Here is a 22,377-nt window from a genome sequence, read left to right on the forward strand (position 1 = left end):
TCTTGTTGAACTAAAGCAGCAGGATAGTTGAGGAAGAATGTAGAATATATCTACAAAAAGAATCCACTATATTCAAATTCAAAACAGGAGAAAGTTCTAACTATTTGATGGGCATGCCTCTTTTGGGGTAATTATTAATAAAGGTGGTTAAAGAAATGAAATGGATTCGTGTTTTAGGTCTAGTTGTCTTAACGGCTCTGTTAAGTATAGGCGGTACGTATTTAATTATGGAAAAGAACTATGAAAAAGAAACTTCTAAAGTTATTGAAAATGAATTAGATAGCAGTTCAAAAGAAGATGAAAAAAAAGAGTTTGTATCGACAGTGGATTCAACATTTGGTTGGGAAAATAAGGTTCATGACAAGATGACTGATGAATGGAAAAGTGGAGATGAACCATTTGTTGACAATCTAGTGGAAGAAGTGATTCAACAAATGGCGCACCAAAAGATTATTGCCGATGAAAAAGAAGGTTCAATTATGATAACACCAGAAAGAATCGATATTTTGATACAGATGGTAGAAGAAAATAAAGACAAATATGAGCATTATGAAACGTATTTAGATGTATTAAAACGCTGGAAAAAGGGTGATTTTTCAACAGTTGACAAAGATCATAATGTTTTGATGCATATTCAAGGGACGAAAACTAATAGCTTAGCAGGTTTAGCGACAGGTATCGCTACAGAAGAACAAGAGATACACTATATACACATGGTATTCGCTAAGCAGGTAGATGAAGTCTTTGGTACGACAGAAAAACAAAATTAATTTTTTGTATTCGATAGTAAATGGCGGTTGGTCTTTATGTAATATGACTATTACAGATACCAAAGAACCTAAAAGGGCACTAGATAGGAGAGGTTTCTTGAATAAAAGATATAAGATTTTGATTATCTTATCAATCATGCTAGCAGTTTCATGGTTAGCTGTATCTTTTTTTAGCCAAGATAAAAAGACTGCTGAAGAATATGCAAATAATTTCTTTTCTTATCCACTTCCTCCAGAAACAAAAGTGCTTGAACAAGGATTTGATTATGGAGTTGGTTACGGTGGAGGACCTTCGGGTAATTCGGGGCGACCAATTGTTGTTGCCTACAAAAAGTTATCTTCTGAACTTAGTGAAAAAGAAGTGTATGATTATTATAACGAACAAGAAAGAGCTTTCGAAATTTACTTTGAAGGGGACGAAGAGATTAATAAGACCTCGGATGGTAGAACTTGGTATGAAGGAAATACCCGTGAGAATCTACATACTAAAGATAATACCGGGGAACCCATAGAATTCATCGTACAGGTAAGATCAGAATTCGCTACTGCCTTCGGAGATTTGGCTAGATATTAAATACTAAGAAGAGATGGCACTGACTACCCTTATTACTCCTTGTTCAACTCCCATGAAAATTAAAAAACACTCAAAATCAACAAAATTGCATAACAAAAGAGACTCAGAAATAGCTTTTTTAAAAAAGCTGAGCCTTTAGAGTGGTTATATTCAGTTGAAAGTTAAATCAGGAATCAACTCCTTTCTTCTTATAATAAAGGCAAGGCTGGTGCAGTAACCAGAGTAGGATTAATCTCCCATGAGTGCTACTCGTATAGAGTGCGACAGTCTGTGATGCACCGTGGTCGTCGGAGTCAGACTAACGGATGGGCTCAATGGCACCAAAGTTGATCGACCTTCTTCGCCAGCCATACTGAACTATACCCGTTCTGCATCAATTTTCATCCTCTGTGGTGCAGTTTTTTTGGCTGCATGTATGGCTAACGGGTGCTTTAGTAAAAAATCATGGGGTTGCCATAGGTAACTCTTTTTCTTATTGAACTAACGCAGCAGTTTAGTTTAATAAGCCAAATGGATTTTTATTTATAATAAATGGTAAATTTATATAAAATTGGAACATCTTTAACGTATTAAAGTAAAGCAGCAGGTTAGTTCAAGAGTGTTGTTTAACTTATGTTCAAGATTCGGACAGATTGTGAAAAGGTTGCGGTAAAAACAAACAAAGGAGTTGGAGAAATTTGAAGCAATTTTTATTACTAATTTTAATTGTTTGCGGTATTCTGACAGGATGCGGAGGAAATAAAGTAACTATTTCAGAAATTAATTTAGAAAAGGCAAATGACATTGTGAAAAATTTTATTATGGATGTAGAAAATGATGAAAAAGGTACAGGAACTGGCATTTATATGTACAACGATTCCAAAAAACGCTATTTGTATCTTAATCAAGATTTTTTGGATGATGGAAAAGAATTTGGAGATATAGATATCAAAACAGATGAAAATTCGATTAACATTTACCTGAACGACATTTCTAATTCTGAGGGGGAAGCAGGCACATATAAGTTGTACAAAATCAATGTCAAAGGGGACTATGAGTACCTGAAAGTTTTTAAGAATGGTGAAGAAACCCATTTTGAAGGGATAGGGGCTTAGTGGATGATGCCACAAAGGGGCACGATTTAATAGGTTCTCTTTGTACTTCTTCAACTAAACCAGCCAATAGTTTGTCTCATTTTGATAGTGAGTTGAAAGTTTCATTTTAAAGAATGCCATAGTCAGTGTTTGTGAGTCTTCTACTTCAACTAACGTCGTGCTTTACTTTATTAAGGAGTAAAGCCTTATTCTTATTATAGTAAAGCAGCAGTTTTTTGGAAGAAGAACTTTTATTGGGAGGTGGATTTTTGTTCAATTATTCTCATAAAAAATGGGTAGTTTGGTTGATTATTTTTTTCTTAATAGTAGGTTTCTTATTTTATTTATATTTTGAGGTAGGCAAATCTTATAAAAGTAGTGCAATGACTTTTGAAATTGAAAAGAAAGAACATCATATTGAGCCAGGAAAATATATGAAAATGTGGGTTATAGGTTCTAATGCTAATGATAACAGTCCAAATAAAGAGAGATATAAGGTAATGATTGAGGATTCAAGAATATATAATTTGTTAGAAGAAGGTAATGAATACTTTGTAAATATTCAAGGTGTAAAAAAGAGAGGTCAATCAGAATATATTTATACTTTTGGTCAATTAGGTTTGGTTGATGGAACACAATTGGCGAGAGAAGGAAAAATTGAATAATTAACTAACGGGTGCTTTACTTCAAGAAGGAGTAAAGCCTTTTTTCTTATTGAACTAACGAAGCAGTATAGTTGAATAAGATAAGTGGATTTTTGATGATTATCAACGGAAATTTTTTATAAATGTAACCTTATTTCGTTTCAAACGTATTCAAGTAAAGAAGTAGATTAGATTTATAAATGGATTTTTGATGAAAAACTACACAGTTAAGGCTAGGAGGTACTTTATGGAACCACTCACTTGGGTTTTGTTTGGATTTATAGCTTGTTTTTGTTTTGGTTCGGTACTGAATATACTACTTAAGACTACTTGAAAACGAGATTGGCTTATTACATTCTTTATAAGTGTAGGTATAGCAATAATAGCAGTGCCTATATTACTAAATTAAATTCATATTAAATATACCATTTGGATGAAGTTTGAAGGTTAATAGCAGTCAAACAAAATGAAAGGGGACGTAAAAGTTTGATTGATTATTTTGAACGTAAAATTAGATTAAGGGACTTTGAAGTGTGGGATATTCGAATTAGCGACCAACATTATACTTTAGCTATTTTAGATGAGTTTCGACCTGCCACACTTGATGATTTTGAAAATCCTTTTTTAATTTATGAAGAAGATGACCAGCGTGCAAACTATGTCTCTGCTACATATTTCTCTGATGGTTCTGTTAAAGATGAACATAGAGAAATACTGGGTGAATTTGCACGAATGCTTACAGAACACTTAGCATTGGCACATTGTGAAGTAATTATAAAGTTTTATCAAGAGGACCCTAAAAAAGCGATAGAACTAATAATGTTAACGAAATATGGTTTCAAAGAATCAGATATACCCTTAGATAAGTTATTGCATTTTAAACAAGAGTAGAGACATTTAGTTCTTCTTCTACTAACGGGTGCTTTACTTCAAGAAGGGTAAAGCATTTTTTCTTATAGAGAATTCTTCCCTATTTATGACGAAATGTAAAAAGTATAAGACATTTGACCAATCAGTGATACAATAAAAATGTCAAATTCTTTTTACATTTATTACGAGGAGGAAATAAAATATGGACTGGATTATTTGGGCTGTTTTATTTAGTATCTTAGGGATTAGTGCTATTTTAATTATCGTTACTCTTATATCTTTACCACAATTGGGTGATGAAAGAAAAAATTTTATTAAAATGAAAGCCCAGTCCTTCACCTTTGCAATAGTAATCGGATACGTGTTAATTCAACTTTTTAAAAAAATATATATAAATATTTGGAAAAATGGTTCGTATGAGGGTATAAATCCAGTTATCTTTCTCATAACAACTTCCATTATATATTTAAGTTCATTACTGTTTTTTAGGAAGAAATATGGTGGTTAAATGAAAAATCATATTAAAGAATTAAGAAAATCAGCTAAATTATCCCAAGAGGAACTAGCAAAGTTTTGTAAGGTATCTAGACAAACGATAAATGCAATTGAAAATGATAAATATGATCCTACTTTACAATTAGCTTTTAGTATAGCTTCTGTATTGGACACTACAATAGATGAGCTGTTTGTCAATAAATGAAAAATCAACAATCGGACGAGATTGTGGAACTAGCTTCACTTTCCTTCTTCAACTAACGGGTGCTTTAGTAAAAAAGGACATCAAAATAAAATGAGCTGGGAGAACATAGCCCAGCTCGTTTTTTATGTGCTTTTAAATCAACCTTTACCTTTAACATAGCCAAAAACAAAAAAAGCACTGCTAGATGCAGTGCTTCCAGTTTGACGACAAAGGTATTTTTATAAACGGTTATGAATAGTTATAAATGTTCCTAAGGATGTTTATTCTTCTTATTAAAGAGTAAGATATTGATTACTCTATTGGAACTGTTTTATAAGGCAAGATCAACCACGAAGACTCCAGTGGGAATAGCTTGAGCTGAAGACCCCGCAGGAACGTAGTGACGAGGAGGCTGAAGCCAAGCCCACGGAAAGCGAAGTGGTGGGCCTTGCCGTTTAATATTCAACTCTATACACCTAAATTTGAGTTTGTCTACAGTCTGAAAGCACTGCTAGATGCAGTGCTTCCTTTGATATTTATTTTATTCGATTACTTTTTATCTGATTCGGCAACTGCTTCTTTAATAGCCTCTGCTACTGCAGTTGCATTTTCTTCTTGTTCTGTTAACTCCTCAGTTGTATGAGAAATCGTTTCCATAAATTCCATTGGCTCTTCTCCCTCAGAAGAAGCAGTACCATCATCAAGAGGTGAAGAAGCACTTGGTTTAATAGCTTTTACTTTATCAACCAATTGTCCAGATTGTTCTTGAATTTGCTTAGAAAGTTGTGTTGTTTTTTCTTTTGCAGTTGATGAAAGATCGATGGTTTTATCTTTAAGCTGATTAGCTTGAGTGGAAAGATTTCCACGAAGCTCTGTTCCCGTTTTAGGTGCTAATAATAATGCGGTTGTTGCACCGATAATACCACCGATTAAAACACCAATGATAAAGTCCTTACCATTTACTTCTTCGTCACGATAAATATCATCGCTATTATAGTAAGGTACTGGCGGATAATTTGAATTTCCTTGCTGATTATAAGAAGGTTGGTTTGCATAGTATTCATGATTATAAGTTGCTTCATTGTAGTTAGGTTTAGTCTGTTTTTGATTTGTCATGTAAATTCCTCCGATTATTGTGGTTTATTTTGATCGTTTTCATAGGTATAATACCCAGCACGTTCTAATGCTTTGCGTTCTTTCCATTTGTCGCGAACACCTAAGAAAACGTTACTCCATTGCACTACTTGCGCTATCTTTTCTTCATTCTTCTCCACTTCAGTTGTTACGGAAGTTGTTAAACGTTGGATAGAATGATTAAATCCATTAACTGAACTACCTACATTTTTTACTGCATCTACTACTGTGTTCAGCTTCTCAGATTTAACTTGAATGTCTTCTGCTAAGTTATTTGTTTTATGAAGTAGTTCCGCTGTTTCTTTCGTCATATTCTGCAGATTTGTTTCTAATCCATCTAACGTGTCTGCTACATTATTTAGCGTCTTCTTAACTGAAAATAATGTCATTGCCAAACTAATACATAAGATTAGAAATGCAACAGCGGCTATAATAGCTGCTATGTATAATAGATTTTCCATTGTCCATCCTCCTAGAAACTTGTATGTCTTAATACATTTTTACCCTATTCAAATCAAATTAAACTTCCTACCTATACTATACTACGTTTCTTTTAAATATCCTTCAAAAAAAAGCTTAATCCACATCGGATTAAGCTTTTTCTTATTTATTTAACTTTTTTTCAAAAGCTTGTTGATACTTCTGTACGTCGCCTGCTCCCATAAATAAGAAAACAGAATGTTCCTTTGTCTTTAATTCTTCTACATTTTCTTCTGTAAGGATATGACTTCCTTCAATAATATCTCCAAGCGTTTCGATGGTTAAATTCCCTGCGTTCTCTCTTGCAGAACCAAAAATATCACATAGATAAACCCGATCTGCCAAGCTCAAACTCTCACTGAATTCTTGTAAAAACTTTTGTGTTCTTGTGAAAGTATGTGGTTGGAAAATCGCAATAACTTGATGATTTGGATACTTTTGTCTAGCAGATTGAATTGTTGCTCTTATTTCTGTCGGGTGATGAGCATAATCATCAATGATAATATCATTACCTACGACTGTCTCTGTAAACCTTCTTTTAACCCCTTCAAACGACTCTAAGCCTTTTTGTATAGTATCTGCAGGGACACCTTCATATTGGCAGAGAGAGATAACTGCAAGAGCATTTAGAATAGTATGATCTCCAAACAAGGGAATTGTGAAGCGATCATAATATTCGTTACGAACAAATACATCAAAAGATGTACCTTCCGGGGTTATTTCAATATTGCGAGCTGCAAAATCATTATGTTCACCAAAACCGTAGTAGACTACAGGAACTTCTGATTTTATTTGTTGCAAGTATTTATCATCTCCACATGCAAAGATGCCTTTTTTTACTTGCATCGCCATAGATTGAAATGCCTGGAATACATCATCAATATCTTGGAAATAATCAGGATGATCAAAATCAACATTTGTCATTATTGCATAATCCGGATTATAGGCTAAAAAATGACGTCGATATTCACAAGCTTCAAACACAAAGTTAGATGCATTTAGCATACCTTTTCCTGTACCATCACCTATTAAATAAGATGTCGGTTCGTGTCCGCTCAATACATGCGATAACAATCCTGTAGTCGACGTTTTTCCATGAGCGCCGGTAATTGCTATAGATGTAAACTGACTCATATAATTGCCTAAGAAGTCATGGTAACGAATGATTTCCAAGCCAAGTTCTCTAGCTTTGACTAACTCTGGTTGACTGTCAGGAAATGCATTTCCTGCAATAACAGTCATGCCCTCCTGAATATTGGATTCATCAAACAATAAAATCTCTATATTCCGCTCGTGTAATGGTTTTTCAGTAAAGAAGTATTTTTCAATATCAGAACCTTGAACTTCATAGCCAGTATCATGCAAAATTTGCGCTAATGGACTCATTCCAGACCCTTTAATGCCTGTAAAATGGTACTTTGTCATACGTATAAACCTCCTGGGATTAGCCCCACTCATATACATTATATAATTCATGCGCCTTTTTAGACGTATTTATAATTATATCACTATTTCTTATAATACTTAAAAAATAATTTTAACCAAATATTCCCTCTAATGTTTCACTTGTTAATAATACGTCTCTTGCTTTACTTCCTTTTTGTTCTGTAATATATCCATTTTCATACATTGCATCTATTAATCGGGCTGCACGGTTATATCCTAGATGAAACTTACGTTGTAGCAACGACGTAGATGCTGTGCCCTGTTCTACGATAAAACGGCAAGCCTCTTCAAATAATTCATCCTGCTCAGAAGTAATTTCTTTTTGTAGAAGTTCCTCTTGCTCAAACAAATAATCAGGATTCCCTTGACTCCTCGCATATTCAATAACACTTTCAATCTCATCATCAGAGACATACGTACCTTGGATTCGTACAGGACTAGACATACCATTTCCTTGATAAAGCATATCTCCCTTACCTAGTAAACGTTCTGCCCCTTGCTGATCCAAAATAGTACGAGAATCGATTTGTGATGAAACAGAAAACGCAATTCGTGTAGGGATATTAGCTTTAATCAGGCCAGTAATAACGTCAACAGAAGGACGCTGTGTTGCTAATACTAAGTGTATTCCACATGCCCTTGCTTTTTGTGCAATTCGACAAATAGCATCCTCTACTTCCGTTGGCGCCATCATCATTAAATCTGCAAGCTCATCGATGACAATAACAATATAAGGAAGTTTTTGCGCAAACTGTCTCTTCTCCGTAGCCAGCGTATTATACCTAGATATATCGCGAACGCCGATATGAGCAAACAGCTGATAACGTCTTTCCATTTCCTCCACTGCCCATTTCAATGCAGCTGTTGCAGCTTTTACATCCGTAATAACTGGGCTTACAAGATGAGGTATATGATTGAAAGGTGCAAGTTCTACCATTTTAGGATCGATTAATAGTAATTTTACTTCATCAGGCGTCGCTTTATACAATAGACTTACTAATAATGAATTAATAAATACAGATTTCCCAGATCCGGTTGCTCCAGCTATGAGTCCATGGGGCATTTTCCGAAGATCCAATGTCACTGGCTTACCTGTTAGATCCAATCCCAATGCCGCTTCTAGAGGTGAATCCGATTTTAAAAATGTATCTGTATTTATCACTTCCGATAAGCGCACTGCTCGAGACTTTCTATTCGGGATTTCTATTCCTATGGAACTCTTTCCTGGAATGGGTGCTTGAATACGAATATCTTTCGCTGCTAAAGCAAGTTTTAGATCATCTGCTAGATTGCGTATTTTACTTACCTTTGTTCCTTGACCAACCGTTATTTCAAATTGAGTAACCGCTGGTCCCTGTACCATTTGAACAATCTCACCTGTTACTTGGAAATGGGACAAAGCATCTATTAATGTAAAAGCTTGCTCCTCCATCCATTCTCTATCCTCTACATTCATTTCGGGAGGTAGTAAATGACTAATAGATGGTCTCACATAATTTGATTGTTTCGCTTTTTGCTCCTGTTCCGTTAAGGTTTCAACTTCTTGCCCACCTATTGGAACATTTTCTTTTATTTCTTTTTGCTCCTGCTGAATAATTGGCTTTGTTACAGGAACCGCTTTCTGTGCTATCGGAGATAATTTGTTCATAGTATCTATTCTATTCATTTTACTTTTATCTGATTTCAGCATTAATACATTAAATGGTCTAATCTTTTCTTTGACAGGTTTTTCTGTTGCTAAAATATCCGTAGTTTGCATTGGAGCATGTGTTATTTCAGGTATTTCAGTCACTGCTACCTCTGCTTGTACAGCTTCAACAAGCTCATTCACTTGCTCAAACTCGTCTACTACTTCAGCTATTTGTATATCTTCGTTTACTACCTCTATTATTTGCAAATCCCGTTCTAAAACATCCACTTGGGGGTTTTCGTCTAGTTCTGTAACAGGCGATAATTCTTCAAATGGTTTCACTGCTGCTTCTTCAATAATATTTTCTACTAACTCTATTACTTGTACATCCTCGTTTACTGCCTCAGTTACTTGCATATTTTGTCTGTTTACATCTGCTACAAGGACTTGCTCTTTTACTTCGCTCAGTTCTGGACCAGGCGTAATAGCTTGAGCATTATTTAATACGTTCGGATTTATCGTTTCCGTTCTTTGTTCTTTTTCTTCCACTTTTTTATTTAGGTTTGTTCTTGAAAATCCATAAACTGGTGATGGTACTTCTGTAGGCGTGAATGCTCTTTTCTTTCGAATTACAGGAGGAGTATCAGCTACTACTTTTTCCTCCACTATCTTCTTCTCTGCTCGGTGAACGATAGTAGGTTTCTGTGCTCGTTGTTTCCAAAGATCTTGTGTATATAGAGGTTTATATATTTGCTCTTCAACTGGAGCCTCTTCTTTATAAATTTCACCTATTTGCTCTTCCTTTGGATATCCATATACAGTTTCATTTTTTTCTTCGTCTGATATCAATGGGAAACGAAAAGGAGTTTTTTTCTTTGTAGGATCTAACGTTTGTTGCTTCTCTTTGTATTCCTCTTCATATTCTTTCTCATCTGAGGCAAATAATTTTTTTAACCAATTCAAATTCATCACTCTTTCTAAAAGATACCTCTTATTCTACCAATAATAATAGGTTTCGTCTGTATTTATAAGGTAGAATGGTAAAAAAATCATGTGTTTTAGGATTTTATCCGAGGGGAATATGCCACTTATGTATCGGAATAGCAAAATTTATGGTTAAATATTCCACCCGCTTTGTTTCTTTTTTAAGTACTATATCCTCCTGGACGACCACTGGAGTCTGGAAAAGATTCAATTACAGATAGTTTCGGGTCCAGAGTTTTATAATTTTCTTTTCATCAAAAAAAGCACACCTTAAAGGCATGCTTGTCATTTCTTTATGCTATAAATTCGCTTCCAACTTCTTTTTGCTCATCTAGGATTAAAATCCCTTTTACTTCAGGTGCATTCGGAATAGCCAATTCTCTTGCAGAACATAGCATTCCACTTGAAGCTACACCTCTAAGTTCAGCATCCTTAATAACCATACCTGAAGGCATAATTGCTCCAACTTTAGCTACTACTACTTTTTGACCTGCTTCTACATTCGGAGCACCACATACAATTTGTAAAGTCGATTCACCAACATGTACTTGGCATACTTTTAACTTGTCCGCATTTGGATGTTGTTCCAATGAATCTACAAGGCCTACCACAAACTTAGGAGATAGATCTGCTTCTAATGTATAAGAAACACCGTTTTTCTCTAATGTTTTTTGCACGGTTTCGATTAATTCAGCAGTTAAAGATATATTACCTTGAACATCTAGCTCTTTGTATTTGCTAAATTCAAAAATGTTTATAGCCAGTACTTCGTTTGTTGTTGCATCTTTTACTTGTGTAACATCACCATTAGTTTCCGTAATAACTTTTTCTGTTTTTTCAGGTGTTAGTTGGATTAATAGTACATCTCCAACTCCAGGTTTGTTGTAAAAAATATTCATTTTTCCTCGTTCTCCTTTGATACTCGATTTTTCGCCATGATGAATATAGGTTCTAAATCTCCGTTTTCGTAGATGAAAGATAATGAAGTAATAGGCACTGTTCCAACCGTGAAGAAATGCATCGTCATTTGCGCTAGAACATCGTAACCTGTTTCATTTCTTATATCACCAATTATCATAACATCTTGATGGGGTACAGAAATAGTCATATCTCCAGTAATTTGTTTTTTCATATCTTTTAATAGCGATTCGTTCAATATACGACTTGCATCATATCCATCGTTATTATTAAAGAAATAAAAAGTATTACCTGCTACCTCATCTATTTTATAATGATTTTCTAATTTTCTCACTTGGAAGAGTGCTCGTTCCCTTACTTCCGTTTCTCTGACTTTCCACTCCAACAACATTTTTTCATCTAGTAAACGGTAAGTCTTACCAAGATCGACTGCATAGTATACGCGTGTTTCTGCTGTATGATCTTTCGTTATAAAACGGTTACCTTCATTCGATTTAAGTGGAAAGGAAGTGGAGCGGATAACGGGATACACGGACAACGATGGATCTATTTCACCGGCCATCTCTTTTTCCATCGCTTGGAATGTTTCGTTTATTGTATATACAACCTCGTTAATCGCCACTTCTTTTTTCATTTCATATTTAGCTAAAATCGGAGGGATTGAAATTTCAATTCCCTTTCCTATTTCTTTATGAGTCAAGCGTAGCTTGTTTGTTTCTCTATTATAATCATACGTGTATATATCTTCGGAAAGCTTTGTTTTTAAATGCCTTACAAGTTCAAGTGCTTTCATTTATCATCTAGTCCTTTCAAAGTGAAACTTCAATCCGTCGGGTTTCTTAATCGTCCTGTTGAAAAACGAAACCATACAGGTCTCCCCCAGAAGTTGAACTGCCACTTGGGCATTGTTTGGCGATCCTTTGGGGTGGCAGTCCTACTACTTCGGAATAAACAAAACGGTCCACTAGGTGAACCGTTTGGATGGGGTTAAATCGATTGAAGAAATGATTCAATTTCTTCTCTAGTTTTACGGTCTTTACTAACAAACCGACCTTTTTCTTCGCCATTTTCATATGCTAGAAAACTAGGGATACCAAATATATCAAGCTCGATACATAAGTCAATGAACTGATCACGATCTACAGAAACAAATGTAATATCTGCAAATTTTTCTTCTATCTCTCCCATAAATGGATCGATGAAATGACAATCTGGACACCAATCAGCTGTGAATTTAAATACAACTTTTCCTTGCTGTTTTATCTCTTTGAATTGTTCCACTGAAGCTAGGTTTTCCATATGTACCACTCCTCTAGTTTGTTGAAATGGAACGAACGATAAGCATCATTTTTTCTAAATTTTTCGCAACATCTTGTTGGTCAGAAATAGTTGTAAGTTTGATGCCACCAATGCTCGTTATAAGTTCATACTTTTCTTCACTATTTTCAATAATTGCAGCAAATCCAAATCGTCCATTTTGCTCAAATGTTTTTTCTTCTAATACTTTTAAATTTTTATCAGATGTCATCAAATCATAGTATAGTTGACTACTAGGTAATTCATTTGGATTAATAAAGAGTATAAATGATTCTTTTCCTTTAGAAAGAATAATATTTGTTTCATTAGATTCTTCTTCTATCGAAAAACCACTAGGTATAAAAATATTAATATCATTTACTTTTTCATTTGGTTTTTCTGCGTCGCCTTGAAAAGCTACTTTTGCGTTCTCAAGTCCATCTGAAGTTTGTTCTTCCAAAGAAGAGCATCCTGCTAATAAAATGACAGCTAATGACGCGATCAATAATCGCATCCAAATTCGGGTCATTCTCTTTCCTCCATTCAGTGATAACTGCTATATATTTTATCGATGATTCCCTACAGTTGCAACTACTTGGGCTTATTAGCAAATTCAAATTGCCCAATCAATAATAACATTATATGCTCGAACATTGCACTTCTATTAACAAGTCCATTGGAGAAGACACCAATGGCACCTTCATCGTGACGTATACCTTTCTTATTAGTATAGACGTCCATTACAGGTCCAAGTTCGGCACCGCCTCGTAATTGTTCCGCTATTTCCCCTGGTAGGGGTACACCAGCTCCTGTAGCAGTAAATACGTCACCGGCAGGCGTCGCCAATGCCCCCCAATTACAAATATACAATTGACCATCTATTTCTTGTACGCCGCCTTCTAAACCTATCCCAAATAGTGTGTCTGAATCTTCCATTAGCTCATCTATTAACTGCTTTGCTCGGTTAATAGCACCTTGCCTAGTCTCTTCCTGACCCATCGGTTGATCGGACACTAGTGATGGAACTTCTTTGTTTTCATAATTTGCCTCTGGATAATATATACTAGAAATAGTTTGAACTGCTTTTGTTTTAGCTCTATTATGCGTACCTATTAATATTCTCATGCAATAATATTCCTTTCTAGTTAAAAAGATGCCCCGGAAGGCATCTTTTTAAAAGTATAGAGTAACATAGCCACTCCACTACTTATACATTCGATTTAATTGTCTCTAAAGTAGTACGGTCACATGATTTAACTAGTTTCACAATAAGCTCTTTGGCTGCAGCATAGTCATCTGTGTGGATGATAGATGCAGAGGTATGAATATATCGTGAACAAATACCAATTACTGCACTAGGAATACCTTCATTCGAAGTATGAACGCGTCCCGCATCAGTACCCCCTTGTGAGATGAAATATTGATATGGAATATTATGTGTTTCTGCAGTATCTAATACGAACTCACGCATTCCACGATGTGTCACCATTGTACGATCGAAAATTCGTAAAAGTGTTCCTTTTCCTAGTTGTCCAAACTCATTTTTATTTCCAGATGCATCATTTGCAGGACTCGCATCCAAAGCAAAAAATAAGTCTGGATTAATCATATTCGCAGATGCTTGTGCACCACGAAGACCTACTTCTTCCATTACATTTGCACCGGAATATAGCATATTCGGAAGTTTCTCGTTTTGCACTTCTTTCAAAAGTTCAATAGCCAATCCACAACCATAACGATTGTCCCAGGCTTTAGCCATTATTTTTTTATCATTTGCCATAGGTGTAAACGAACAAACAGGTAAGATTTGATCACCAGGTTTTATGCCCATTCGTAGAGCATCCTCTTTATCGTCTGCTCCAACATCTATTAGCATATTTTTTATATCCATCGGTTTGCTACGAAGTTCATCACTTAACAAATGCGGAGGAATAGAACCGATTACTCCTGGAACTGTTTGAGTCTTAGTAACAACTTCCACTCGTTGTGCAAGTAAAACCTGGCTCCACCAACCACCTAGAGGTTGAAAACGAATCATTCCATTATCTGTGATCCCAGATACCATAAATCCTACTTCATCCATATGGCCAGCAACTAAAATTTTCGGTCCATTTTCATCACCTTTTTTAAGACCAAATATACCGCCTAAATTATCTTGAACAATTTCATCTGAATATTTAGTCAGTTCATTTCGCATAAAGGCACGTACAGCATATTCATTCCCAGGTGCTCCTGGTAGTTCTGTCAATGTTTTAAAGAGCGAGCGCGTTTCTGCATTCATTAAAAAAGCCTCCTAAAGCTGTGTAGAAAATTATCTTCCCCTCTATTGTAATAAAAGTTGGGTTCGTTTACTACAATAAAACTTCGTAAACCGAAAAATTTAATCGGAACGAGGATGTATGATACACTAAAAAAAATACGATGAGGAGGAATACTGATGAAATTAAAGGATTACATGATGGGACTTGGAACTGGAATTGTAATTGGTGTTATAGCCAGCCAAGCCACGAAACAAATGGATTTTAATCGTTCAGCAGAATTAGTATTAAATGAAATTAAAAGCTCATTCAAAAAAGAGGGTCCAATCGATGGATCCTGGATATATATGACCCCAGAGAAGTTTCAAAAAGAAGCAATAAGTATGAATGTATATAAAGGCGGTATTTCTCGAGTGAAAGAAGGGGAAATTGAGCAATTTGAGTTCGCAGCAGATGCAAAAACAGGATCCGTCGTTGAATTGGTGAAAATTTAAATTTAAAAGTGGAAGGTTGGTCATGATTTTCTCATGATCAGCCATTTTTTTGTCATCTAATATAGTTTAGTTGGAATTTCAGATATGTTTGTTGGAAAAGAGTAAATTTTCCACAAAAATAACGAGGGCTGACATCGTCAAGGCCCTCGCTTTATCTGTCCAACTCTAGAACAGCTCCTGAATCACTCAAGAATTCAGTAAAGTCAAAGGACGCCTTAACTTGAAATCCTACCAAGTGCTTATCGGGGCTGAAATAGGTAATTGAACTTTTCTTTTTATCTACTTCTCTCAACTAAATCTACTATCTCTTTTCCATCTTCGGACCATTTGATCATTCGATAGAAAGCATCGTGATAAAAGCTGAACCAATAATTTTGTTGAAGTGCTTGTTTGACCCATTTTTCTTTTGCAAACACTGAAGTCATCGGATAATCGTCATATGCAAGCACCCACAGTGGGTTTTGGTGAGCATGGGTAGGCATTAGATCTGCCATATGTATGACAGTATCTTCTTGCTGCTTGAATACAACAATACTATGGCCGTCACTATGGCCTCCCGTGTGAATCATCTCAATTCCCTCTACTATTTTAAGAGAATTTGTAAATGGTATCACTTGGTCTTCTATTGGCTCCCAATTTTCTTTCCAATATGTGTTTTTGGAGCGAATATTAGGATTTTTCATTTCGTTCCATTCCACATCGGACACATAAATTTTAGCATTTGGAAAAGTGGAAACAATTCGGTATTCATCCCATTTTGTTAAACCACAGGCATGATCGAAGTGAAGATGAGTCATCATAACAATATGGATGTCTTCTGGCAATAATCCTAATTCTACAAGATTATCTTCCACTTGAGATTGATCGGTAACACCGTAGTTTCGCAATTGCTTCTCCGTCATTTTCCGGTAACCAAGACCTGATTCCATTAAAATGTTTTGCCCCTTATATTGGATGAGTAATGGATCCGATGGCAGTTCAATTTGATTTTTCTCATTGACAGGATATTTCTTTTCCCATAATGGTTTTGGAACAACTCCAAACATGGCACCCCCGTCCATAAAAGTTGTTCCTCCCTTTAACCATGTAAATGACATTTCGTGAAATTGAAACTTGTCCATTCTCCCACTCCCCTTTTCAAATATTCCTCGGTGTATACATTTATCGAGCTAACTAGCATTTTCGCTCACTAAAGTTACACGTATTTTGCTTCAACTCGGTATATTGGTTGACCTTTTGCAGAAAACTTTTCTTCATATTCCGTCATAATATTATCTTCCGGCATATTAACATGCAAATCGAGAGAGACCTCTTTGATAAGCATTCCAAAAGCTGACATACTCGTTAATGAATACTCAAATAAACCTCGATTATCCGTTTTGAAATGGATTTCAGCATGATCTACTAGAATCGATTTGTATAGTTCTAAAAACTCTGCATGTGTTAAACGTCGTTTCGCATGCCTAGTTTTTGGCCATGGATCTGAGAAATTTAGGTATACACGGTCTACGTCATTTTTTTCAAAATACTTTGCAAGATCTGATCCGTTTACTTTCAATAATCGTAGATTAGGTAATGGCTGAGCGGCAATCGCATTTTCTAACGCTGACACTATCACACTGTCATATAACTCTATGCCAATATAATTGATATCCGGATTTTGCTTTGCCATTCCTGTTACAAACTGCCCTTTTCCTGAACCTACTTCAATATGCAATGGATTGTCATTCTTAAATACTTCGGCCCATTTACCTTTAACTTCTTCTGGATTTGGGATAACTATTTCCGGATGAGCATTGATAAAATCCTCTGCCCATGGTTTATGTCTTAACCTCATTATTCAAACTCCTCTTTCTTTAACGGTTTGCTAAATTCCATGCATGTCCCTCTACTGAACATGAATAAGCTATATCTGTTTCTGTTATACATGAAAACTCACCATCCACATGACCATACACTTCATCATGAATAACCATATTAAAATCTGATGATTGATACTGTTTTACCTCTTTAAATTTAGTATGTTTTCCAAAGAATACTGTACCAAAAATAAATAACAATTTCCATCTTGATAATTTGTTTACTACTGTCATCTCAAGTAATTGATCATTAGGAATGGAATCAGGAGAGATTTTCATTCCACCTCCAAAAAAAGGCTGATTACAAATAACAAAAAACCAAACATCATCATATCGAGTGACTTCATCTTTATTATGTAAGGTAAAAGAAAACGTTTTAAACGTTAGTAACTCTTTTATAAGAAATAATATGTATGCAAGTTTACCTAGCCTAAAAAGGTTCAGCCTGCTTTTCCAAATAGAATAATTTGCAAGGTAAACAACTTTTGCATCAAAACCAAAGCCGGCATTATTAACAAATTTGTATTCCAAATTTGGAGTGTTTACTGTTCCAATATCCATTTTGGTGTGGAAATTACTCTGTGCAACTTCCTTGAGGTCTTTCAATGTATGAAAAACATAAAAGGTTCGTCCAAAGTCGTTTCCACTCCCAGCCGAGATTATTCCAACTCGAACATGCTCAAAACCGACGATACCCAAAATAATTTCGTGAATAGTACCATCACCACCAACTCCAACTAAAAGCAAATCATCCATTGATTCGGCGCATTTTTTGGCTATTTCGGTGGCGTGATCTTCTCTTTTCGTCATATAAACTGTGTGAGGAAAATCGATTGTTTCTCTCCATTTCCTCCACACCTTCTTACCTAAACCATTCCCTGCGTGCTCATTTACTATAAAGACAATGTTATTCATTGGTTTCCTCATTACCTATATCCCAACTAGATCTAGAATAAGAAGTGGTTTGTACTAGATCTAATATCGCCTGGGCTGCTTTAAATTGCATATGCTTCATCGGAGAATGCGAAGATTTCAATGAAAGAAACCATTCAGGAAACTTTCTCGTATCGATAAATTCTGTATTAAACGAATTTCCCGGATAATCAATATAACCATTTCTTGAAAGAATTACTTTTTTTATCGGCAATTCTATGTCCTGCTGTTGGAAAATCTGTCCTAATATCGATTCCATTCGATTTAGATTAATCGTAGGGTTTAATATTTTCTTTTCATCTTCCCCACTTTTCTTAAGCCAAAATCGTTCCCCACTCCCTATAAAAGCATCGGAATTTTTGCCCTCTAGTACTACAATACAAACAACTTCAGTAGGAAGTATAAGTATAATATCTAGCTCTATTGGGGCCTTTTTTAGCTTCAAGATTGGATAATAAAAGACAAAATAATTATCTGGTAGCTTCAGTGTAAAATCCCTCAGTAGTGTGTCACGCATATATTTTGGATCTACATAAGACTTTTCACGTAAAGTGGAACTTGCCCATTTTAATTGAAAGTGAAACAGCTGATCTAGATACATACGTTTTAACTCTTCTTTTGTTTGAGGTTTATAAACTAGTTTAGGTTCAAAAAGCAACGTAGTAGATTCTTCTGATATAGGAATCTCTTCCGTCAACTCTTTATTTTCCCAGTCTAAGCCTTCTACTATTTCTTTCTTGCTTTTTGGAAACAGAATGGATAAAAGTGATTTTCTCTTGTATTCTACAACTACTTCATCTTCCTTTTCAATCCACTCAGAAGTAAAAGAACCTCTTTCCCACTCTTCCTTTGTCCGATCCCATTGTTGTTTTTTTAAACGTACAAACTGCGTTGGGTATCTTTTTAAATCTACTTGATAACGGGAAACATAATCTTGTAATTTAACTAGTTGGGCCATTATTTTCACCCCTCCTCCACTTGACTGTGCATATTTCTTCATAACGCGGAGACCGATTCACATTAACGGTAAAAATGGAGAAACTTAAAACGTCAAAGACTACATCAGGTAAGTTGAACGCTTTTAAATTTAGCGACTCCAAAGAAGCCCATTTTTTTGCCATTGTAATATGAGCATTGAAATCGTTTGTTTTCTGTACCTCTATAAAGTTACTTAACAGTTGCACAATTTTTTGCTGCAATAATTGTAAAGAATCGCTTTTTTCTAATGACGTATACACAACACGCGGGGTAGCTTCATTACCAAAATGAGCTACTCCACTTGTTTTCAATTCGAACGATTCCCATTCTAAACGATTTAGCGAATGAATTATTTGCTGTAATATACCATCTGCAACATGCCCTAAATAATAGAGCGTGATATGAAGATCTTCTGCAACTGGTAAGATTTTATGAGTCCTGTGTAAATTGGTTTTATCACGTTCCTGAATAATCGCAGAAGCTAACTCCTTAGGGATTTTTATAGCGATAAAATAATGCTTGTTCATGCTTCAACGGATGTAGGAATTCTTTTTTCAAAAGCTAATTGTAGCTTTTCAGCCCATTCGCCACGTTTTCCAGTACCAATTATTCTATCATCAATGGAAATTATCGGCATTACTTCCGCATTCGTAGAAGACATAATCATTTCATCCATTTCTAATGCTTGCGCTTTTGTAAATGCTTCTTCCACTACCGGTAGTCCTACTTCTTCACAACAATTCAAAATAACTTGGCGTGTAATTCCGTTAAGTATTAAATTACTAACAGGATGTGTATACAAAACTCCATCCTTAATACCATACATATTAGAAGATGAACCTTCTGTAATTGTTTCTCCACGATGTAGTACAGCCTCATAGCAGTCTTTACTAATAGCTTCTTGTTTTGCTAAAACATTTCCTAACAAATTTAACGATTTGATATCACATCTAAGCCAACGAACGTCCTCTACAAAGCAAGCTTTTACTCCATTTTCTAACTGTGTATGTGGGCGTGTTGTTTCTTTTGTATAGGCTGTTAAAACAGATTCCACTGCTGGAACTGGAAAATTATGCTGACGCATGCTTGTTCCTCTGGTAACTTGAAGATACACTTGACCATCTTGAAGTTCATTCATTTCAATCAGTTCGTGTAACATTTTATGCATTACGTCTTTAGTATATGGAATAACTAGTTGAATCTTGTCCGCACTCGCATATAGTCGATCAATATGCTCTTTAGCTGTGAACATATCTCCTTTGTATATTTTGATCACTTCATAAATTCCATCTCCAAATTGATAACCACGATCTTCGAATCCAATTTTCACGTCTTCTTCTTGTACAAATTGATCATTCCATAATACTTTTACCATGTTTATTCTCCCTCCGAATTTGAGCTTCCAGCAAGTTCTACTATTGCATCTGCATAAATAGCAGTTGCTTTTATTAAATCTTCGATATCTACATATTCATCCACTTGATGTGCTACATCTTTTCTGCCAGGGAACACCATACCAAATGCTACCCCTTTTTCTAATACTCTTGCATACGTGCCGCCACCGATAGATAATAACTCTGCTTTTTCACCGGTATGTCTTTCATATACTTTTTGTAAAGATTTAATAAGTATATCTTCTTTATCGACATAATGAGGCTTAGAATTAGTACTTAAATCCAAAGTAATGCCTGAACCACTAAGTACTTCTCTGCAGGCACTTAACTGTTCGTCAAAAGGATAGCTTACAGAATAACGCAAACTTACTTGCGTACAAGATCCTTGTGCAGGGGCATAGTGAATAACACCAGGATTTAAGGTCGTATCTCCTGAAAGCTCATCTGTGAAATTGAGTGCCAGGGCATGCCCTCTGCTATCTTCTCCAAATGAATTTACTAAAAAGTTAACGAACGCTTTGGAATGTGGAGTAAGATTAATATTTTGTAAAAATTTAGCCAATAGTATACCTGCATTAATCCCATCATCTGGCTCCATTGCATGTGCAGATTTACCAAAAACAAGCACTTTAACCATAGGGCCTTCTTGTGTGACTTCTCCCTCAACATTAAATTCAGCTGCAAATGTTTGGAACTTTTCTTTAATCATATGGAGACCACCGAAGATAACTGCGAATGCTTCATCTGGCACCATATTTGTACGGTTACCTGCTTGGAAAAACTGAATCGTTTCAGTATCAGCAGAACCAGTTTGTGTAAAGATCAAACTCGCGATTCCTTTTTCTGCATTAATAATTGGGAAATCAGCATCCGGTGCAAATCCCATCTGAGGCATTGCTTCCTTTGCAAAATATCTATCCATACAACGGAATCCACTTTCTTCGTCTGTCCCAATAATGAGACGGACTTTTTTGGATAGCTTAATCCCTGCTTCTTTTACTAATTTCATGGCCATCCATGCAGCAATAGTTGGACCTTTATCATCTATAGCACCACGGCCATACACTCTATCGTCAGCTACAACACCTTCAAACGGTGGATACGTCCAATTTTTACCTTCTGGCACGACGTCAACATGACAAAGGATTCCTAATATATCTTCTCCTTCACCCATTTCAATATGTCCAGCCATATTATCTACATTTTTTGTGATAAATCCTTCTTGCTCACCTTCGTTCAATATGTGGAGAAGAGCCTCCAACGGTTTAGGTCCAAAAGGCATTTCATCATTACCTGCTTTTTCATCCATGACACTTGGAATTTGTATTAATCTTTGTAATTCTGCTATGATATCTGCCTTTTTGGATTCTGCTAGTTCTAACCAATTCATATTAATATCCTCCTAAGTAATGCTTATATTTCATTTTACACTTTTTATAGTAAAAGACACAAAAAAAGAAGGAAATTTATAACCTTCAGACAGTGTTTTCCTAACAAAATAACATTCTTTTCTGACTCGGTATTCACTGGCAAGAAATGTGAATGTTTTGTAAATATGATTATATCTATAGAAATTTTAATAGAAATCTATTATAATGGAATTGTCAGAAAGTAAATACTTTGACTATCATTTTGTAAAGGGGCTGTAAATTGCAATTACTCAGTTGCTTTTCACCCAAGTCGTCCGCTAGTCTAGCCAAGGGATATCATGATGAAGGAGTGGTTACTTATGAAACCAACTACTGATCGGATGCTTACTCGAATAAAAGACATGTATATGTTCATCCGTGATCACGGGACAGTTACAACACAAGATTTAGTCGATGAATTTGGCATCACTCCTCGCACAATTCAACGAGATTTGAATGTGCTTGCTTTTAATGACTTAATCATTAGCCCAACAAGAGGTAAATGGACCACGACGAACAAACGCGTTAAAATGACATCTTAGATATGAACAATA

General features: G+C 35.5%; 26 protein-coding genes. 9 read left to right on the top strand and 17 right to left on the bottom strand.

Going from position 1 to position 22,377, the window contains the following annotated elements; translation table 11 throughout:
• The first annotated feature begins 155 nt into the window (after positions 1 to 155).
• From MKX53_RS11970 to MKX53_RS12000, 7 genes are all read left to right on the top strand, one after another.
• Positions 156 to 770: a DUF6241 domain-containing protein gene (locus tag MKX53_RS11970; protein WP_340911492.1), complete on the top strand. Its 615-nt coding sequence runs from the start codon at positions 156 to 158 to the stop codon at positions 768 to 770.
• Positions 771 to 867: 97 nt separating this feature from the next.
• On the top strand, positions 868 to 1,344 hold the full coding sequence (locus MKX53_RS11975; protein WP_340911494.1) for a hypothetical protein: 477 nt from the start codon (positions 868 to 870) through the stop codon (positions 1,342 to 1,344).
• A gap of 677 nt (positions 1,345 to 2,021) precedes the next feature.
• The gene (locus MKX53_RS11980) at positions 2,022 to 2,438 is read left to right on the top strand and encodes a hypothetical protein (protein WP_340911496.1); all 417 of its coding nucleotides are present in this window, start codon (positions 2,022 to 2,024) and stop codon (positions 2,436 to 2,438) included.
• A 215-nt stretch (positions 2,439 to 2,653) separates the two neighbouring features.
• Positions 2,654 to 3,082, top strand: coding sequence for a hypothetical protein (locus tag MKX53_RS11985; RefSeq protein ID WP_340911499.1), 429 nt, complete (start codon positions 2,654 to 2,656; stop codon positions 3,080 to 3,082).
• Positions 3,083 to 3,547: 465 nt separating this feature from the next.
• Positions 3,548 to 3,952, top strand: a complete 405-nt coding sequence (locus MKX53_RS11990; RefSeq protein WP_340911502.1) for a hypothetical protein — start codon at positions 3,548 to 3,550, stop codon at positions 3,950 to 3,952.
• Positions 3,953 to 4,133: 181 nt separating this feature from the next.
• Entirely contained in the window at positions 4,134 to 4,439 is a 306-nt protein-coding gene (locus MKX53_RS11995; protein WP_340762472.1) for a hypothetical protein, read from the top strand.
• Positions 4,440 to 4,631, top strand: a complete 192-nt coding sequence (locus tag MKX53_RS12000) for a helix-turn-helix transcriptional regulator (protein ID WP_340762471.1) — start codon at positions 4,440 to 4,442, stop codon at positions 4,629 to 4,631.
• 528 nt (positions 4,632 to 5,159) lie between these two features.
• Here the strand turns inward: MKX53_RS12000 and MKX53_RS12005 are convergent.
• The 10 genes from MKX53_RS12005 to MKX53_RS12050 all read right to left on the bottom strand — a co-directional run bounded on the left by MKX53_RS12005 (position 5,160) and on the right by MKX53_RS12050 (position 14,779).
• On the bottom strand, positions 5,160 to 5,726 hold the full coding sequence (locus tag MKX53_RS12005) for a YtxH domain-containing protein (protein WP_340762965.1): 567 nt from the start codon (positions 5,724 to 5,726) through the stop codon (positions 5,160 to 5,162).
• 14 nt (positions 5,727 to 5,740) lie between these two features.
• On the bottom strand, positions 5,741 to 6,205 hold the full coding sequence (locus MKX53_RS12010) for a DUF948 domain-containing protein (RefSeq protein WP_093536837.1): 465 nt from the start codon (positions 6,203 to 6,205) through the stop codon (positions 5,741 to 5,743).
• A gap of 142 nt (positions 6,206 to 6,347) precedes the next feature.
• Positions 6,348 to 7,649, bottom strand: a complete 1,302-nt coding sequence (gene murC, locus MKX53_RS12015) for a UDP-N-acetylmuramate--L-alanine ligase (protein ID WP_340911504.1) — start codon at positions 7,647 to 7,649, stop codon at positions 6,348 to 6,350.
• A 112-nt stretch (positions 7,650 to 7,761) separates the two neighbouring features.
• Positions 7,762 to 10,263: a DNA translocase FtsK gene (locus tag MKX53_RS12020; protein ID WP_340911507.1), complete on the bottom strand. Its 2,502-nt coding sequence runs from the start codon at positions 10,261 to 10,263 to the stop codon at positions 7,762 to 7,764.
• 314 nt (positions 10,264 to 10,577) lie between these two features.
• Complete coding sequence (gene ytpR, locus MKX53_RS12025; RefSeq protein ID WP_340911511.1) at positions 10,578 to 11,183, bottom strand: YtpR family tRNA-binding protein; 606 nt, start codon at positions 11,181 to 11,183, stop codon at positions 10,578 to 10,580.
• The gene (locus MKX53_RS12030; protein ID WP_093536833.1) at positions 11,180 to 11,995 is read right to left on the bottom strand and encodes a DUF1444 family protein; all 816 of its coding nucleotides are present in this window, start codon (positions 11,993 to 11,995) and stop codon (positions 11,180 to 11,182) included. The genes ytpR and MKX53_RS12030 overlap by 4 nt, the downstream gene beginning before the upstream one ends.
• A gap of 194 nt (positions 11,996 to 12,189) precedes the next feature.
• Positions 12,190 to 12,501: a thioredoxin family protein gene (locus MKX53_RS12035; protein ID WP_340911516.1), complete on the bottom strand. Its 312-nt coding sequence runs from the start codon at positions 12,499 to 12,501 to the stop codon at positions 12,190 to 12,192.
• 13 nt (positions 12,502 to 12,514) lie between these two features.
• Positions 12,515 to 13,027, bottom strand: a complete 513-nt coding sequence (locus MKX53_RS12040; protein WP_093536831.1) for a hypothetical protein — start codon at positions 13,025 to 13,027, stop codon at positions 12,515 to 12,517.
• Between the two features lie 62 nt (positions 13,028 to 13,089).
• Positions 13,090 to 13,623: a DUF84 family protein gene (locus tag MKX53_RS12045; RefSeq protein WP_340831103.1), complete on the bottom strand. Its 534-nt coding sequence runs from the start codon at positions 13,621 to 13,623 to the stop codon at positions 13,090 to 13,092.
• 82 nt (positions 13,624 to 13,705) lie between these two features.
• The gene (locus MKX53_RS12050) at positions 13,706 to 14,779 is read right to left on the bottom strand and encodes a M42 family metallopeptidase (RefSeq protein WP_093536829.1); all 1,074 of its coding nucleotides are present in this window, start codon (positions 14,777 to 14,779) and stop codon (positions 13,706 to 13,708) included.
• Between the two features lie 156 nt (positions 14,780 to 14,935).
• Here MKX53_RS12050 and MKX53_RS12055 point away from each other — a divergent pair, with 156 nt between their 5' ends.
• Positions 14,936 to 15,250, top strand: a complete 315-nt coding sequence (locus tag MKX53_RS12055) for a hypothetical protein (protein ID WP_093536828.1) — start codon at positions 14,936 to 14,938, stop codon at positions 15,248 to 15,250.
• Between the two features lie 275 nt (positions 15,251 to 15,525).
• Here the strand turns inward: MKX53_RS12055 and MKX53_RS12060 are convergent, their stop codons facing one another.
• The 7 genes from MKX53_RS12060 to pepV all read right to left on the bottom strand — a co-directional run bounded on the left by MKX53_RS12060 (position 15,526) and on the right by pepV (position 21,804).
• On the bottom strand, positions 15,526 to 16,371 hold the full coding sequence (locus tag MKX53_RS12060; protein WP_340911520.1) for a YtnP family quorum-quenching lactonase: 846 nt from the start codon (positions 16,369 to 16,371) through the stop codon (positions 15,526 to 15,528).
• 74 nt (positions 16,372 to 16,445) lie between these two features.
• On the bottom strand, positions 16,446 to 17,087 hold the full coding sequence (gene trmB, locus MKX53_RS12065; RefSeq protein ID WP_340911524.1) for a tRNA (guanosine(46)-N7)-methyltransferase TrmB: 642 nt from the start codon (positions 17,085 to 17,087) through the stop codon (positions 16,446 to 16,448).
• Positions 17,088 to 17,106: 19 nt separating this feature from the next.
• On the bottom strand, positions 17,107 to 18,024 hold the full coding sequence (locus tag MKX53_RS12070) for a diacylglycerol/lipid kinase family protein (protein WP_340911527.1): 918 nt from the start codon (positions 18,022 to 18,024) through the stop codon (positions 17,107 to 17,109).
• The gene (locus MKX53_RS12075; protein WP_340911528.1) at positions 18,017 to 19,000 is read right to left on the bottom strand and encodes a nuclease-related domain-containing protein; all 984 of its coding nucleotides are present in this window, start codon (positions 18,998 to 19,000) and stop codon (positions 18,017 to 18,019) included. Before MKX53_RS12075 ends, MKX53_RS12070 begins: the two co-directional genes overlap by 8 nt.
• On the bottom strand, positions 18,984 to 19,547 hold the full coding sequence (gene thpR, locus MKX53_RS12080) for an RNA 2',3'-cyclic phosphodiesterase (protein WP_340911530.1): 564 nt from the start codon (positions 19,545 to 19,547) through the stop codon (positions 18,984 to 18,986). The genes MKX53_RS12075 and thpR overlap by 17 nt, the downstream gene beginning before the upstream one ends.
• Positions 19,544 to 20,395: a D-amino-acid transaminase gene (dat, locus tag MKX53_RS12085; RefSeq protein ID WP_340911532.1), complete on the bottom strand. Its 852-nt coding sequence runs from the start codon at positions 20,393 to 20,395 to the stop codon at positions 19,544 to 19,546. The genes thpR and dat overlap by 4 nt, the downstream gene beginning before the upstream one ends.
• A gap of 2 nt (positions 20,396 to 20,397) precedes the next feature.
• The gene (gene pepV, locus MKX53_RS12090; protein WP_340911535.1) at positions 20,398 to 21,804 is read right to left on the bottom strand and encodes a dipeptidase PepV; all 1,407 of its coding nucleotides are present in this window, start codon (positions 21,802 to 21,804) and stop codon (positions 20,398 to 20,400) included.
• 339 nt (positions 21,805 to 22,143) lie between these two features.
• On the opposite strand from pepV, the gene MKX53_RS12095 reads away from it, so the two are divergent.
• Entirely contained in the window at positions 22,144 to 22,365 is a 222-nt protein-coding gene (locus tag MKX53_RS12095; protein ID WP_093536820.1) for a DeoR family transcriptional regulator, read from the top strand.
• Positions 22,366 to 22,377: the final 12 nt, after the last annotated feature.

The organism is Psychrobacillus sp. FSL K6-4615 (assembly GCF_038008225.1).
GTDB classification, from domain to species: domain Bacteria; phylum Bacillota; class Bacilli; order Bacillales_A; family Planococcaceae; genus Psychrobacillus; species Psychrobacillus psychrotolerans.

Bases quoted from the DNA above. Each gene is read 5' to 3' on its own strand.
- trmB (WP_340911524.1), bottom strand. From the start codon at position 17,087: ATGAGGTTAAGACATAAACCATGGGCAGAGGATTTTATCAATGCTCAT.
- MKX53_RS11995 (WP_340762472.1), top strand. From the start codon at position 4,134: ATGGACTGGATTATTTGGGCTGTTTTATTTAGTATCTTAGGGATTAGT.
- MKX53_RS12075 (WP_340911528.1), bottom strand. From the start codon at position 19,000: ATGGCCCAACTAGTTAAATTACAAGATTATGTTTCCCGTTATCAAGTA.
- MKX53_RS12030 (WP_093536833.1), bottom strand. From the start codon at position 11,995: ATGAAAGCACTTGAACTTGTAAGGCATTTAAAAACAAAGCTTTCCGAA.
- thpR (WP_340911530.1), bottom strand. From the start codon at position 19,547: ATGAACAAGCATTATTTTATCGCTATAAAAATCCCTAAGGAGTTAGCT.
- MKX53_RS11970 (WP_340911492.1), top strand. From the start codon at position 156: ATGAAATGGATTCGTGTTTTAGGTCTAGTTGTCTTAACGGCTCTGTTA.
- MKX53_RS12035 (WP_340911516.1), bottom strand. From the start codon at position 12,501: ATGGAAAACCTAGCTTCAGTGGAACAATTCAAAGAGATAAAACAGCAA.
- MKX53_RS12070 (WP_340911527.1), bottom strand. From the start codon at position 18,024: ATGAATAACATTGTCTTTATAGTAAATGAGCACGCAGGGAATGGTTTA.
- dat (WP_340911532.1), bottom strand. From the start codon at position 20,395: ATGGTAAAAGTATTATGGAATGATCAATTTGTACAAGAAGAAGACGTG.
- MKX53_RS12045 (WP_340831103.1), bottom strand. From the start codon at position 13,623: ATGAGAATATTAATAGGTACGCATAATAGAGCTAAAACAAAAGCAGTT.
- MKX53_RS12055 (WP_093536828.1), top strand. From the start codon at position 14,936: ATGAAATTAAAGGATTACATGATGGGACTTGGAACTGGAATTGTAATT.
- MKX53_RS12040 (WP_093536831.1), bottom strand. From the start codon at position 13,027: ATGACCCGAATTTGGATGCGATTATTGATCGCGTCATTAGCTGTCATT.
- MKX53_RS12095 (WP_093536820.1), top strand. From the start codon at position 22,144: ATGAAACCAACTACTGATCGGATGCTTACTCGAATAAAAGACATGTAT.
- MKX53_RS12050 (WP_093536829.1), bottom strand. From the start codon at position 14,779: ATGAATGCAGAAACGCGCTCGCTCTTTAAAACATTGACAGAACTACCA.
- MKX53_RS12000 (WP_340762471.1), top strand. From the start codon at position 4,440: ATGAAAAATCATATTAAAGAATTAAGAAAATCAGCTAAATTATCCCAA.
- MKX53_RS12005 (WP_340762965.1), bottom strand. From the start codon at position 5,726: ATGACAAATCAAAAACAGACTAAACCTAACTACAATGAAGCAACTTAT.
- MKX53_RS12060 (WP_340911520.1), bottom strand. From the start codon at position 16,371: ATGGACAAGTTTCAATTTCACGAAATGTCATTTACATGGTTAAAGGGA.
- ytpR (WP_340911511.1), bottom strand. From the start codon at position 11,183: ATGAATATTTTTTACAACAAACCTGGAGTTGGAGATGTACTATTAATC.
- pepV (WP_340911535.1), bottom strand. From the start codon at position 21,804: ATGAATTGGTTAGAACTAGCAGAATCCAAAAAGGCAGATATCATAGCA.
- murC (WP_340911504.1), bottom strand. From the start codon at position 7,649: ATGACAAAGTACCATTTTACAGGCATTAAAGGGTCTGGAATGAGTCCA.
- MKX53_RS12010 (WP_093536837.1), bottom strand. From the start codon at position 6,205: ATGGAAAATCTATTATACATAGCAGCTATTATAGCCGCTGTTGCATTT.